Origin of the sequence: Salisaeta longa DSM 21114 (genome assembly GCF_000419585.1) — a bacterium.
GTDB classification, from domain to species: domain Bacteria; phylum Bacteroidota; class Rhodothermia; order Rhodothermales; family Salinibacteraceae; genus Salisaeta; species Salisaeta longa.
Genome location: NZ_ATTH01000001.1, coordinates 2,433,153 through 2,447,133 on the forward strand (window position 1 = coordinate 2,433,153; position 13,981 = coordinate 2,447,133).

The following is a 13,981-nucleotide window of genomic DNA, read 5'->3' on the forward strand; positions in this document are numbered from 1 at the left end:
TGCGCCGCTTAACATAGGGTACCGCGGCAATAAAATCATACGGTACCACGAAGCTGGGCGCCATACGGCAACGCTAGTAGATTTCTTCAGGCACTTCAACCACTTGGCGGCCGCGGTAATACCCGCATTCGGGGCAGGCACGGTGCATGACCTTTGGGTGGCCGCAGTTGTTGCATTCCATGAGCTGCGGTGCCTTCAGCTCGTTGTAGTATTGCGAACGGCGTTTACGGGAACGCGATTTCGAGTGGCGTCTCTTGGGTACGGCCATGACAGGTTGGTCGGGCTACGATACGGTGCGTGACAATCGGTGAAGCAGAATGTATGTAAGCACGGCGCCCGCGTGCAGTTCGGACGGCAGATGTATTTTGCGCAGAATTAGCACGCGCCCATCGTCCAGGCTGTGGTTGATAAATCAACGGGCGCACGCTGCGAGGGGGGCAGCCACAGCCTAGTCGTCGTCCTGAAGACGTTGCAGCTTTTGCTTCCACTCGGGGGTGGCGCGCGCCGGCGCTTCGTCGTCTGCATCGGCCGGGCCAAAGTTGAGGTCGATGGCCTCGTCTTCGGCCCCGGGGGCCACTTTGCGCTGAGGGATGTCGAGGAGCAGCGTGTCGCGCACCACCGTGGTGAGGTCGATGAAGCGGTCGCCGCGCTGCAGCAAGCGCACCTCGTCGTACGTCTCGGTGGCGCCGGTGCCCACAAGCCGTTCGGGCCCAAAGAGTACGCTGTACTGGCCGCTTAAGGGCTGGTCGAAGGGGCGCAGCGTGCGGTCGCACGTCAACTCGGCCAGCGCCTCGGTGACAAGGTGAACAAGGATGCGGTCGCGGCGCACATCCAGCGTGAGGTCGACGGAGACGTCACGCAGCGGTGCAGCCTCCTCCGGGAGATCAAGCGCCTCGGCCTCGGGCGTAAGCGCAAGGCGATGCACCCCGTCGTTGTATGGCGTAATGTCTACACGAAGCATAGCAAGGTCCAAAGCTTCAGAACCAGTGGATCAGGTTGTACGCCGCATGTGGGGCGGATATGTTCCCGTGGCGGGCCCGTGATGCGGCGCTACAAGTCGGTCCACTGTGCATCGCGTACGTCGCAGCCCCAATACTCGGGGCGCGCGCGCTCTTCGCCGGTGTAGTCGCTGGGCGAGGGGCCGCGCCAGTTGTGGTTGGGCGGCGGTTGGGGCTGCCCAGCCCCGCGCAGGGCCATCACCAAATTGCTGGAGGCCTGCAAGATGAAATAGAAGATGAAAGCGAAAACAACATACTCCATGCCCGCACAGCGAGAGAAACGAAAAGGTTAAGCGGTCGACGACGACGCGTGCAGGTTCACGTATGTGGTGCCCTGGGGGGCGGCATCCATAATGTGAGACAGCAGCTCTTCGCGTTCGTCGGCATGGTCTACAAAGTCGATGGCGGCTGCGTTGAGGATGAGCAGCGGGCTCTTCTGGTAGTGAAAGAAGTATTGGTTGTACGCCTCATGCAGCGAAGCGATGTAGGCCGGATCCATGTCTTGCTCGTACGGGCGGCCGCGCTGCTTGATGTTTTGCATCAGCCGCTCGGGTGTCGACTGCAAGTAGACCACGAGGTCGGGCGTGGGTACGTTGGGCTCCATGATGCGAAACATCGTCTCGTAGAGCTGAAGTTCGTCGCCCGACAAGTTCTGGTGCGCAAAGATCCGATCTTTGTCGAACGCATAATCGCTCACCACGGCGCGGTGAAACAGATCGGGCGCGCCCATGTCCTTTTGCTGCCGAAAGCGGCTCGCCAAAAAGGCCAGTTGGGTTTGGAAGGCCCAGCGGGCGCGGTTCTCGTAAAAGCGCTCCAGGAAGGGGTTGTCGTCAAACTGCTCCAGTACGAGGCGCGCGTTGTACCGACGCGAGAGTAGGCGTGCGAGCGTGGTCTTTCCGGCGCCAATGACGCCTTCGATGACGATGTAGTTGAGGTGATCGGGCAGCGCGGAGGAATCGGGCATGCGCGGCGGTTAAGCGTCAGACGGCCAGGTGAGCGTACAGGAAACCGCAGGCCGGCAAGCACTGCGGTCGGGGCATTGATGAAGCAACGCGTGTACCGTCGTTTCGAACGGTGCGGGCACGTGGAAGTTCGGGGCGCAGTCGGCCCACGGGCGCAATACAAACCGCCGGTCGGCCAGCCGCGGGTGCGGGAGCGTGAGCCGCGCGGTACTGCACGTGTGCGGCCCCACGGCCAGCCAGTCGATGTCGAGCGGGCGCGGCTGCCACCGCGGGGCATCGGGCGAGCGCTTGCGGCCCGCCTGCTGCTCGATGCGCTGCGATGCGTCCAGCAGCGCTTCGGGCGACTGGGCGGTGCGAAGCGCCACGACAGCGTTGAGGTAATCGGGCTGCGTGTCCGTTGGGCTGCGGGTGTGCGCCTCGGTTTCGTACACGTCCGATAGGTTGACGATGCGGGTGTGGGCCAGCGCGGCGAGGGCATCAACGGCCTGTTGCAGGCGCGCGCACCGATCGCCCAGGTTCGCGCCGAGGGCCGCAAAGGCAAGCACGGGGTCAGGCATACGCGGGCGCCGACACGGTCACGGGCAGCTGCTCCAGGAGATGGGTGCGGCGGGGCCCTGCCGCTTCACCCCACAGCTGAAAGCACACGCCGTCGGTTACTTGCTGTAGCGGCTGCTGGGCTTCGATCACCGGTGCGTACGTTTCATAGCACGCGAGGGCCGCGTGGCCGCGCGCCAGGTCGTCATCGGTGACGGCCATGCACGCCCCAATGGCCGCTTCGGGCGTAGATTGCAGGTGCTCGGGGCGGTCGCCGTCGGTCGGCGGAAGGACAAAAAAGGCCAGCCGCCGCGGCACGGCGCGGCCGTCGCGCCAGCGCTTGGCGACCACGCGCTTCACCACCGCGTGCGTCACCAGGTGGTCGGGGTGCCCGCTGATGCCATGCACCGGGTAAGTGACCACCACGTCGGGACGGCGCGCTTCCACGTGCTCCTCGATGGTGGCTTCCAGCGCGAGCGGGTCGCCCGCGGCCAGCTCCCCATCGGGGTATTGCAGCACGGTGAGCGACGAGAGGTCGAGCGCCCCGGCAACGGCTTCCATCTCGCGGGCACGCACCGCGCCCATTTCCTCTTTCGAATAGCCGAGCCGCTCGCGTTGCGACGTGGCTTCGCCGCGCGTGAGGGTCAGCAGATGCACGGCGTGGCCTTCGCGGCGCAGCCGGGCCAGCGCGGGCCCCGGACCGAACGATTCGTCGTCGGGGTGCGGAAAGACAAACAGAACCGAAGCCATAAAATCAGACACTAATCACGAGAAAGCGGCCGCTGGCCCACGGATTACGCCTCTGATGGCTGCACGAAGGAGAGCCACGAGGCGCCCTCTTCGTAGTCTTCGGCCACCTCAGCCGTCGGGCGGTGGTGAAGGCTGGCGATGCGTCCCGCAACGTCGCGTTGGAAGCTGTGCAGCGCATTCGAGATCAAGTCGCTGCGGAAGCCGCGGTCGCCGAGCTCAATGATGAACTCCATAGAGACGACGCGCCCCAGGATTTTGCCAAGTTCGACCAGTTTGCGCTGCGGGAGCGACAGGTCGGCCGAAAAGCTGAGCGTGTCCTTGAAGTAGTCCGCGGCGCGCTCAGTCGGCGCGAAGTCCGCGAGAAAGCGCTGCAGGTTCGATTCTTTCGCGCGGCGCATCTTTTTGAGCACCCCTTCAGCGATTTGCTGATAGAGCACGTCGTTGGAGCCCTCGAAGATCTGGAACGGACGGCTGTCGACCACCGAGCGGCCGGCGATGTTGTCCAGCTTGTAGCCCTTCGCGCCCATGAGCTGAAGGAGCGATTGCGAGGCGTCCTGCATCAGGTCGGTGATGACGGCTTTGGTGGAGTTGGCCACCACCGTTTCGCTGGCCATGTTGTGCGCCAAGCCGGCGGTTTCGCTGGTGTGCAGGCACATCGCCGAGCAGGCCGTAAACGCCGCCTGCATGCGCGCGAGCCGCGCACGGACCTGGTCGTATGCGGTGAGCGGCTTTTTGCCCACGTAGCGCTCCCTGCAATGCGCGATCCCCTCGTCGAGCAGGCGCTTCAAAAAGCCCATGCCCATGCCCGGAAACTCAATCCGGCTGCGGTGCAGCACGTCGAGCATCATCTTAATGCCCGTGCTTTCGGGCTCCAGGCGGTGCGCCGTGGGCACGCGAATGTCCACGTTATTGCGCCCGTACGGAATCATGTAGAGGCCCAGGTTTTCGTAGAGCTCCTCAACCTCAATGAGCTGCTCGGGGCGGTTGGTGTCGGCCACGAAGAAGTCGATGTCGCGTCCCAGCGATCCGCTGTCGTGCTGGCGGCGCGCCGTTACAAGCCAGAAGTCGGCCCAACCCGTGAGCCCGGCCCAATGCTTGGTGCCCTGGATGTGGTAGCCGTCGTCGGTTTCGGTGTACGACGTTTGCATGCTCAGCGCATCGGTGCCATAATCGGGCTCGGTAATCATGAGCCCGCCCATGTTTTTGTCTTCAATAAACCGCTTAAAGACGGGTGCCTTTACGGCCTCGTTGCCGTACTTGGCCAGGGGCTGAAGAAAGAGCGCGCCGTTAATGCCCAGCGTGAGCGAGAGCGCGAGCGATTCGTACGATGCGGCGGCCAGGATGGCCTGGCATTCGTGCACGTGCCCGCCGCGCCCGCCATAGGCCGACGGAATGAACACCGAGAGGGGCGTGCACGATTGGATTTCCCGCATCATGAATGGCGGCAATCCGCGCTGCAGGCTTGCAGCATCGAGGTCACCGCGCATGTTAAACACGCGATCAATCTTACTGCGGAAGTTCTCGTGGAAGGTCTCGAAGTCGACGGAGGCCCCGAGGTCTTCTGACAGGTAAGAGGCTATTTGCATGAAAAAGGGGAACGTCAGTGAACGACTGGCGGATGGCGGGTGCTTATTACCGCATTACGTTTGTGTAACGGGCCACAGGATCAAAAGATCGCATGCGTCTGCAATCGCTTCCAACGAAGATGCTACGAATCGCGGCGGTAGCGGTAAAGGGCTTCGTCGATGAGGTACAGCACGAGGCCGCTGCCGCCCAGCACCCCGAGCGCGGGCCCCGGGGCCCATATGATAAAGCCGCCCACCACGCCCAGTACGGCGCCCAGATATTTGATGTAGTTGAGTTGCTCGTTGGTGGTGCGTTTGAGTAGTCGTTCGAGCTGCTGCTCATCGTAGGCTGCCACGTTGTCGCGGATGATGCGCTGCACGTTGAGCGAACGCACAAATTGCACCACCGCGCGTGTGAGGGCGGCCTCGATGGCCGGGCCGCGCAGGCGCACGTGCGCCGGGAGGCGGTCGATGAGCGGGTCGAGCTCGTCGAGCAGCGGGTCGACCGATGCGGGCAAGTGGGCTACGGCCTCGCGCAGGCGTTCCTGAAAGTCGTCCTCCCGCAGCGCGCGATAGGCGCGGAGCGCCAAGCCGGGCACGCCCTGCTGCGCATGTGCCTCCAGCTGTTCTTCGGTAAATTGCACGATGCGTTCCTGTACGTGCGGGGCCGCGAGGGCGTCGCGCAGGGCATCGCGGGCCGCCTGTTTCAGCGCGCCGCGCACGTCAGGATCGGCCACGAGGTCGGCGGTGAGCGCAACCGCCTTGTCACGGTAGCGCGCGGCGAGGCCGCTCTGCTCCAGCTTTTCCAAAATGATGCGCTCGTTGATGAGCTCGTCGCTCACCGCGTCGGCGAGGCGCCAGGCCACCCGCTCGCGCTGCTCAGGGATGAGCCCCTGCCCAAAGATGGGCCGCGGCGTGCGCGGCTGAAAGAGCATGGTGATGGCCAGCCAGTTGGTGCCAAACCCAATGAGTCCGCTGACCGTGAGGATGCGCAGCAGCCCTTTGGTAGACCACGTATGGCCCGCCACCGACAGCGTGGCTGCGGGCACGTCCCACACAAACGAGACGACAAACAAAAGGGCCAAGCCCCACGGCACAAGCCGCAGAAGGGGCAGCCACTGGGCATAGCTCCCCACGCGCCGCGGCGGTTCTTCGTGGGCGTCGGGGGCTGATGGCGGTTGCGGACGATGTCGGCGCCACACGCGGCGCACAGCGGCCCGCAGGCGCCGGCCGGGGGCCGGGGAGCGTGAGGAAGAAGGAGCGTCCATTCAGATTGATGCCGTCGGGGAGGGGAGCGCATCGTGCTAACGCATGCGCCATTTCTTTCGTTACGCCTTTCGATTCAGGGCAACAGCATGAGCAATTGTGAATCCGTCCTGGGCCCTTCAAAGATGGCTCTTCCTTCCAAGGTATGCTGTCGTCATTTTGTAAAGGACTCATGAGGGGTGTTAGTGGGAACCCCAAAGATTGATGCAACGATCCTGGATGCCTTGGAAGGGGGGCGTCAGGTCATACTGAAAGTGAGACCCTTTAGGTCATCCCAGATGGGAGGCCGAAGGTCAAGCCTGTGATGCAATCTCTGCAGTCGTGCGTATCCTTTCGTACATGGAGATCGTACCACGGGCATGACCTCTGGCCCCCGCGTGCCTCGCGTCCGCACCAGTGGCATGACCAAGGCCTCTCAGTCCTCGCGATGACAAGGCGTATACTGCTTTTTGGTGTTGGCCGTGCAGTTGGTCAAACCCGTCTGAACAGCCATCTGAACCATTCATATATCGTTTCCGCATTTAACCCATCTTGTCATTGCGAGGAGCGAAGCGACGTGGCAATCTCCACAAACGAGCAAAAACCTGCCGTACATTGCAATCAGCGAGACGTGCTGACAGAGCCATTGCATGATTCATCGTGAATTCGCCTTGAACGAATCGAAGTCAACTCCTGTTTTCAGGGCATGTCATCGTCATTTTGTAAATCACTCCTGATCTCCGTCAGCACGACCCCCAAATTTATGCGATCGCCCCGCCTTTCGATTATGCTGCGCGACCGCTACCTTCTCTGACAGGCTTTGTTTGAAAAGTCATCGTGACAGCACGTCCACGAGGGGTTTTCGGGCAACGTCCATCAAACTGAACGCTCATCGAACATCCGGTGGTTCTATGACTCCCAAGCAAACGTCTATTCTTGTGGGCGGTGTCGTTGTTGGCATCTTCAGCACGTCATTCCTGAGCCTGGTTAATGTGCTGTGTTGTGCGGGCGTCATCGGTGGGGCGATGGCGGCGGTTTGGCACTACACCAACACGCAACAGGTGACCATCGAAGGCGGCGAGGGGGCGCTGATTGGTGCGGCTGCGGCTATCGTCGGGCTTATCGTGGGCTCGGTGCTCAACTTTGCGGTGATGATGCCGCTGGGGCTGGGCATGCAGCAGGCCATGCAGTCATTTATGATGGAGTACATGGGCGACCAGATGAGCGCCGAGCAGCGTCGTCAAATGATGCAACAGATGCAGCAAGGGCCCAGCGTTATGGGACTGCTGCTCAATTTCGTCATTGGAGGCGTTGTGTACGCGATCTTCGGGGCCATTGGAGGTGCCATTGGAGCGGCGGCCTTCAAGAAAGGATCGCCCGAGGCCTGACGCCATCGCGCGGACCCATCCAACCGATGGGCGTTGCCCTACGCTCGGAGCAACGCCCATTGCAAGGTTTCTTGATGCGTCCGCCCGAGGCCGCGCGCGCCGTTGGGTCAGCACAGCGCGCGGGGCCATTACCGCTTTGAGGTAGCTGCAGCCTCTACGCGTAGGTGTTGAGCATCACCGGCATGATGAGCATCAGGATGTCTTCGCCGTCTTTTTGCTTTTGCGGCACCACAATGCCGGCGCGGTTGGGGGTGCTCAGGTGCATCACCACTTCCTCGGCATCCACGTTGCCCAGCACCTCCGTGAGATATTCCGAGTTAAACCCGATTTCCATGGGCTCGCCGTCAAAGTCGGCGGTCACGACCTCTTCCGCCTCGCTGGAGCGCTCCACGTCTTCCGCCGAGATGGTGACCTGATCGGGGGCGATGTCCAGGCGAATCTGGTTGGTCATGCTGGAGGAGTAGAGCCCCACCCGCTCGACCGCGCTGAGGAACTGCTCGCGCTCGACGGTAAGCAGTTGTTCGTTGTTGTCGGGGATGACCGACTGGTAGTTGGGGTAGGTTTCGTCGATGAGGCGCGCCAGGACGCGGGCGTCGTCGGCGGTGATGCTGGCATGGCCGTCGTCGACCGTGATGGTGCACAGGTCGTCGTCATCGAACACCTTGCCCACCAGCTTGGCCGCCTTCTGCGGAAGGATGAAGTTGGTTTCGGTGTCTACCGTGAGATCGGCAAGCTCCAGGCGCACGAGGCGATGGCCGTCGGTGGCCACCACGCGGGTTTCGCTGGGACCGAGCTGGAAGTAGACGCCCATCATGGCCGGGCGCAGGGCGTCTTTGCTCACGGCGAAGCTGGTTTGGTCGATGGCCCGCTTGAGCACGGCGCCCTCGACAGACACCTCGCGGCCGCCGGAGAGGTCGGGCAGGTCGGGGAAGTCGGCCCCGTCGTAGCCCGCCATTTTGTAGTGGCCGGCGTCGGTCTCCAGCGTAATCTCGAAGTCCGCATCGGCGGCAAACGAGATGGGGAGCTCGGGGAGCGCGCGCAGCGTGTCGATGAGGCGCTTGGCCGGCACGGCGATGGGCGTTGCGCCGGGCGTGCCGTTGGTTTCAAACTGAACGGGCACGCGCTGCACGATCGAGATCTCAAGATCGGTGGCGCTGAGCCGCAGCACGTCGCCGTCGCGCTCAAAGAGCACGCATTCCAGCACCGGTAGGGTGCTTTTGGAGGGCACGGCCCCGCGCACGGTGTTCAGGGCATCAAGCAGATCTTGGCTGGAGGCGGTAAATTTCATGGCGTTCGGTCGCTAAGCACAGGGCGCAAATAGAGGCTATTACGTTACGAAAGCGGCCGGGCGGAGATCCGCTGCGGCGGTGGTGAAGGCGGCGTGAGGATGCCGCTTCGGGTGGGCGTTATCGGGCGCGGAGTTCAATCTTGCGCTGAAGGTCTTCCACCATGTTGCGAAACTGCGTGTCGGTTTCGATCTGGTCTTCTACGGTGTTGTTGGCGTAGATGACGGTGGAATGGTCGCGGCCGCCGAAGTGCAATCCGATGGTTTTGAGGGAGTGCTGGGTAAGCTGCTTGCAAAAGTACATGGCAATCTGCCGCGCGCGCACCACCTCACGCTTGCGTGTCTTGGCACGAATCAGGTCCTCCTCCACGTCCAGGTAGTCGCATACGATACGCTGAATCTCCTCGACGGAGAGGTTCACCTGGCGGTCCTGAATCAGATCGCGCAGCACGTCTTTGGCCAGGTCGATGTCGAGCTCCCGCTGGTGCAGCGTGGAGTGGGCGAGCAGGCGGATGAGCGAGCCCTCCAGCTCCCGAATGTTGCTCTTGATGTTGTGGGCAATGAATTCGATGACTTCCTGATCGAGCTCGATGCCGTCGTCTTCGGCCTTGCGCTGCAAAATGGCAATGCGCGTCTCCAGCCCGGGCGGCTGCACGTCGGCCGAGAGGCCCCACTGAAAGCGCGATAGCAGGCGCTCCTCGATGCCCTCAATGTCGCGCGGGGGGCGATCGGCCGAGAGGACGAGCTGCTTGCCGTTTTGGTGCAGGGCGTTAAAGATGTGAAAGAACTCCTCCTGCGTCTTCTCCTTCCCGCTAAAGAACTGCACATCATCGACGATGAGCACGTCGATCTGGCGGTAAAACATCGAGAAGTCGCTCACGCGGTTGCGCTGAATGGCCTGCACAAACTCGCTAGTGAAGCGCTCGCTGGAGACGTAGAGGACGTTTTTTTCGGTGTAGTGGCTGTTTACGTAGTTGCCAATGGCTTGGATGAGGTGGGTTTTGCCCAACCCGACGCCGCCATAAATAAGAAACGGGTTAAAGTTGGTGCCGCCCGGTTCCTGGGCAATGGCCCACGAGGCGCTGCGGGCGAGGCGGTTGCAGTCGCCCTGAATGAAGCGCTCGAAGACGTAGCTTTCGTTGAGCTGGCTGTCGATGTTGTTCTCCTGGATGCCGGGAATAGCAAAGGGGTTGCTCACCGGCGGCGCATCGGCCTTGGCAGCAGAGGCTTCAGCGTCATTGGTCGACCGCGCCGCCGAGGCGGTTTGGGGCGGCGTGGGCGTGGCGCGCGCATCGAGCGAGGCGTCGGACGATTCGTCGTTGGGCGCCGATGCGCCGGCGCCCTCGGACCACGGGACCTGCTCGTCGGCGGGGGGCTGCTCGTCCGAACGCCGCGCGGGCAGTTGCATCGACGCGCCATCGTGCGAGGGGTCGTCGGGGTTGTCTTGCTCAATGACCACGTCGTAAAAGAGGCGCCCCTGCGTGCCCAACACCTCGGTGACGGCCTTGCGCAGCATCGAGAAGTAGTGGTCTTCGAGCCACTCGTAGTAGAACCGACTGGGCAGCTGAATGGTGAGCTTCTGGAGGCCTTCCTCCTCACGCAGCGACTGCGCCTTCAGCGGCTTGAACCACGTCTTGTAGCTCTGCTCGCTGATCTGCGGGCGAATATGCGTGAGGCATTCCTTCCAAACCGATTCAGCCGAAGCATCCATACGCTACACAGCAAGCAAGCCCGTGCGTACTGTCGCGCACCGGCGATGACGGAGATCAGTGAACTATGAGGCGTGGGGCACGACCCGATGGCGCAATCTTCCCCGAAGCACAGGCGGGCCGCGTGCGGGAGACTCCTGAGAAACCGCTTCGTGCTGGCGACCGCTTGTTTTTGTAGCACCCTGGACGTCCCACGGTAACCATTGCACGGGCGAACGTCAAGATGCGTTCGTGCAGAAATAGTACAATCAAGAAAGACGTTGGAGCGGGCACTGCCTACCGTGCGTGAGGGCGCGCAGCGGTGCCGCGGCAAAGGCCGGGGCGAGTAGGCGGGAGCCGTGCGTCGGCCTTACGTTGTGTGCCGGACGCGTCCCACGAATTGCGTCGGTTAGGCCGTGTTGGCAGCCCGCTGGCGGGCAACCCCCAAAAGGAGGACGGCCGCGGCGCCGTACAGCGCAGCGTATAATCCGGTGAGGGCCAGGGCCTCAACGAGCGAGACGTGGACGTTGGGCACGTACCCGGCGGCCCACGCTCCGGCACAGGTCCCTGCCAGGGCGCCGCACGTTGCGAGGAGCACGCGCCCCCCGGCGGTCGGCCGCCAGATCGCGACGATACTCCCAACAAGCCCCAGCAACGCAGCCCCGCTGTACAGCGCATCGGCTGCGCTGTCGGTGACGTGCACGGCGGCGTTGGTCCACAGCAGAACGACCGTAGCGAGCAGCCCGAGCGCGATGCCCGCGCGATGCACACCGCGGTGCACGCGTCGCGCCGCGGCCTCGTACAGTGCCAACGGCCCAAACAGCAGCACACCGGCACAGACGAAGTCGCCGGCGGTCCAGTGGACCGCATCGGTGAAGGGCATCGCCGCAAGCGGCAGGAGCACGAGCAGCGTTGCTGTAATCCATGCGCCCAAGCGCCAAGACCAGGCGCGCGAGGCAGAGGGCATTATTGCGTTCATTCACCTGTTCGCGTTAGGGAGAAAAAGCCACCGGAGCAACGGCCCGCGGCTGTGGTGTGGCGTCAATGTAAACTCAAAATCATTGAAGTGCCGTGGGGCGCTCCAGGATTCTAACGCCCGGCTGGATCAGCAGAATTCATGCACGCGGAGGCGCCGGCCCCCTCGCCTCAACTTTTTTGACGCCACCGGGAACGCGCATCGGACGTACGAATATCTTCGTACAAACATACGAAAAACATCGTACTTTATCCGAGACGCCTATGGCTTCGTCCGATCCGCCCATGCCCACCGACGCCGAGCTGTCGATTTTGCGCGTGCTCTGGCAGCGCGGCCCGTCCACTGTGCGCGCCGTGCAAGAGCACCTGGGCGCCGAGGCGGGCTACACCACGGTGCTCAAGCTGCTGCAAATTATGCTGGACAAGGGCCTCGTCACGCGCGACGAGTCGCAACGGGCGCATGTGTACGAAGCTGCGGTCTCGGAGCCGGCCACGCAGCGCCGCCTGATCGATGACTTGCTGGATCGCGCATTTGGCGGGTCGCTGCGGGCCCTTGTGATGCGCGCGCTGGGCCGCGACCGCGTCTCGGATGACGACCTGAACGAAATTCGTGCCCTCGTAGACGACTTGGAGGCTTCCGATGATCGATCTGATACCTAACGTAGCGGATAGCGTGCGTGCGCTGCTGCAGCATCCCATGGCCGCCCGCGCGGGCTGGGTGATTGTGCATTCGCTGTGGCAGGGCGTGCTTGTCGCGGCTCTTCTGAAGCTGGCATGCGCATGGCGCCGGCCGTCGGCGCGGGCACGCTACGGGTGGAGCTTGGGCGCGCTGGGGCTTGTGGGCGTCGCTCCGCTGGTTACGTGGAGTGTCCTGGGCCCGGTGGCATCCCCGATGGCTGCGGCGCCCGCTGCCCCTGATGCCGTGGTGGTAGTGCGCGCGCTGCCGCCCATGACGCCCGATCCGGCGCCGTGGCCCGCGCTGGTACAGGCGTGGGTGCAGCCCTGGGTGCCCTGGCTGGCTGCGGGCTGGTTTGTGGGCGCCACCGTGCTTCTGCTGCGGCTCAGCGGCGGCATTGCCTATGCGGCATGGCTGCGGCGCCGCGACACGCAGCCGCTGCCCTCCGCGTGGATACGCCGGGTGTGCCGGCTGTGCGCCCGCGCCGAGCTGCCATGGCCCGTTACCGTGCGCCAGTCGCCGCACGTCGACAGCCCGCTGCTCATGGGCTGGTGGCGTCCGCTCATTCTGGTGCCCACCGGGCTGCTCACCGGCCTGCCCACGAATCAGGTGGAGGCGCTGTTGCTGCATGAGCTGATGCACGTGCGCCGCCACGATGTGCTGGTGAGCTGGGTGCAACGCGCAGCCGAAACAATCTTCTTCTACCATCCCGGGGTCTGGTGGATCTCGCATCAGGTGGATGTGGCCCGTGAGCACTGCTGCGACGACGGCACGGTGGCGTTGGGGGCGCCGCGCCAGGCGTATGTGCAAGCGCTGGCCGCGCTGGTTGAGCGGTCTGCACCGGTCCGGCCCCATGCCGCGGCGCTAGCGGCTACCGACGGCTCGGTGCTGGGGCGCATCCGGCGGTTGGTGGGCGCAGCCCATCCGGCGCAGCCCGCGCGGGCGTCGGTGGTAACGGCCAGCATCGCCGCGCTCCTGCTGGTAGCCATTGGCGGGGCGTGCGCCTCGCAGGAAGCCACACAGGCGAACCGCCCGGCACCCGTGGCCGCTGCAAAACCATCGGCGCCACCCGCGCCGCCTCAGGCCGCGGTGCCCCCGCCCGCAGTCCCGACGCCGTCGCCGGCCCCCGCCGCGCGCCCCGATTCGGTACAGATCAGACGCGACGTCACCGTCACGCAGGATTCCACGCAGCGGGTTATCGTCATCAAGACCGGCCGCCGACCGGCCGATACCCTCATCATCGGCGCTGAGGGCCGCATCGCGTACAGCACCCTGCCCGATTCGGTTACGCAGCAGTGGGCGGACGGCATCGTGGCGGGCCGCGGCCTTGTAACGGGCCTCCGGGGCTTTGTGATGGGCATTCGAGGACTCACCGAGGGCCTCCAGGCGCTTTTTCTTGGCCATCACGATAGCCTCCAGGTGTACCGCGACTCGTTGCTGCAGACGATGAAACGGCTCGACGCGGATTCGCTGTTCGGCGCGTCCACGGCTATCGATTCGCTCTTGGATGCTTCCGTCGACGTCGACTCGTTGTTAGATGCTTCAACGGACACGCTCGATATTCGAACAGACGAGGAGTATGAGCTTTTGTGGCCGCCGAAGGGCCTATCGCGCGACAGCCTCCGGGCGTTTGTGGAGCGTGTGGAGCAGGCCCGCGAGGAGGCGCTGCGTAAGTGGTCGCGGCATACGGAGACGATGCAGCAGTACCGGCTCGACGCCCTGCGCGAGCAAGCCGAAAGGCTGCGTCGTCAGGCCGAGCGCATGGAGCAGCAGGCCAAGCGATTGGAGCGCCGCCTGGAGCGTTTGGAACGCGATTCGACCCGCACCCCCGGCGGCCGCGAGTAACCGAACCGCGGCCCGCGCTACCCGTCAGATACAGGGCGGCCCCCGACGGCCGTCCTGTCGTTTCTCCGAC

At 63.8% G+C, this 13,981-nt stretch carries 14 protein-coding genes; 3 read left to right on the forward strand and 11 right to left on the reverse strand.

What is annotated here, in order from left to right:
* Positions 1–73: 73 nt before the first annotated feature.
* From rpmF to SALLO_RS16540, 8 genes are all read right to left on the reverse strand, one after another.
* On the reverse strand, positions 74–268 hold the full coding sequence (rpmF, locus tag SALLO_RS18235) for a 50S ribosomal protein L32 (protein ID WP_084696251.1): 195 nt from the start codon (positions 266–268) through the stop codon (positions 74–76).
* Between the two features lie 180 nt (positions 269–448).
* Positions 449–961: a YceD family protein gene (locus tag SALLO_RS0110145; protein WP_028567135.1), complete on the reverse strand. Its 513-nt coding sequence runs from the start codon at positions 959–961 to the stop codon at positions 449–451.
* A gap of 89 nt (positions 962–1,050) precedes the next feature.
* Positions 1,051–1,260, reverse strand: a complete 210-nt coding sequence (locus SALLO_RS0110150) for a hypothetical protein (RefSeq protein WP_022836195.1) — start codon at positions 1,258–1,260, stop codon at positions 1,051–1,053.
* A 27-nt stretch (positions 1,261–1,287) separates the two neighbouring features.
* The gene (locus tag SALLO_RS0110155) at positions 1,288–1,962 is read right to left on the reverse strand and encodes a deoxynucleoside kinase (RefSeq protein ID WP_022836196.1); all 675 of its coding nucleotides are present in this window, start codon (positions 1,960–1,962) and stop codon (positions 1,288–1,290) included.
* A gap of 9 nt (positions 1,963–1,971) precedes the next feature.
* Positions 1,972–2,517 carry a 2-amino-4-hydroxy-6-hydroxymethyldihydropteridine diphosphokinase gene (gene folK / locus SALLO_RS16535; RefSeq protein ID WP_022836197.1) on the reverse strand — a complete coding sequence of 182 codons (546 nt, stop codon included), beginning with the start codon at positions 2,515–2,517 and terminating at the stop codon, positions 1,972–1,974.
* A complete protein-coding gene (locus SALLO_RS0110165; RefSeq protein WP_022836198.1) occupies positions 2,510–3,244 on the reverse strand; it encodes a PIG-L deacetylase family protein in 735 nt (244 codons plus the stop codon). Before SALLO_RS0110165 ends, folK begins: the two co-directional genes overlap by 8 nt.
* A gap of 44 nt (positions 3,245–3,288) precedes the next feature.
* Positions 3,289–4,830, reverse strand: coding sequence for an acyl-CoA dehydrogenase family protein (locus SALLO_RS0110170; RefSeq protein WP_022836199.1), 1,542 nt, complete (start codon positions 4,828–4,830; stop codon positions 3,289–3,291).
* 122 nt (positions 4,831–4,952) lie between these two features.
* A complete protein-coding gene (locus tag SALLO_RS16540) occupies positions 4,953–6,077 on the reverse strand; it encodes a DUF445 domain-containing protein (protein ID WP_084696252.1) in 1,125 nt (374 codons plus the stop codon).
* An 888-nt stretch (positions 6,078–6,965) separates the two neighbouring features.
* Between SALLO_RS16540 and SALLO_RS0110180 the strand changes: the two genes are divergently transcribed.
* Entirely contained in the window at positions 6,966–7,442 is a 477-nt protein-coding gene (locus SALLO_RS0110180; protein ID WP_022836201.1) for a hypothetical protein, read from the forward strand.
* A 154-nt stretch (positions 7,443–7,596) separates the two neighbouring features.
* On the opposite strand, the gene dnaN is transcribed toward SALLO_RS0110180, so the two are convergent.
* The 3 genes from dnaN to SALLO_RS0110195 form a co-directional block, all read right to left on the reverse strand.
* Positions 7,597–8,730: a DNA polymerase III subunit beta gene (dnaN, locus tag SALLO_RS0110185; RefSeq protein ID WP_022836202.1), complete on the reverse strand. Its 1,134-nt coding sequence runs from the start codon at positions 8,728–8,730 to the stop codon at positions 7,597–7,599.
* 118 nt (positions 8,731–8,848) lie between these two features.
* Positions 8,849–10,438 carry a chromosomal replication initiator protein DnaA gene (gene dnaA / locus SALLO_RS0110190; RefSeq protein WP_022836203.1) on the reverse strand — a complete coding sequence of 530 codons (1,590 nt, stop codon included), beginning with the start codon at positions 10,436–10,438 and terminating at the stop codon, positions 8,849–8,851.
* Between the two features lie 386 nt (positions 10,439–10,824).
* Entirely contained in the window at positions 10,825–11,382 is a 558-nt protein-coding gene (locus SALLO_RS0110195) for a hypothetical protein (RefSeq protein WP_022836204.1), read from the reverse strand.
* Positions 11,383–11,654: 272 nt separating this feature from the next.
* Here SALLO_RS0110195 and SALLO_RS0110200 point away from each other — a divergent pair, with 272 nt between their 5' ends.
* Both SALLO_RS0110200 and SALLO_RS16545 read left to right on the forward strand, forming a co-directional pair.
* Positions 11,655–12,050 carry a BlaI/MecI/CopY family transcriptional regulator gene (locus tag SALLO_RS0110200; protein WP_022836205.1) on the forward strand — a complete coding sequence of 132 codons (396 nt, stop codon included), beginning with the start codon at positions 11,655–11,657 and terminating at the stop codon, positions 12,048–12,050.
* Positions 12,031–13,911 carry a M56 family metallopeptidase gene (locus SALLO_RS16545; protein ID WP_022836206.1) on the forward strand — a complete coding sequence of 627 codons (1,881 nt, stop codon included), beginning with the start codon at positions 12,031–12,033 and terminating at the stop codon, positions 13,909–13,911. The genes SALLO_RS0110200 and SALLO_RS16545 overlap by 20 nt, the downstream gene beginning before the upstream one ends.
* The last annotated feature ends 70 nt before the right edge of the window (positions 13,912–13,981 follow it).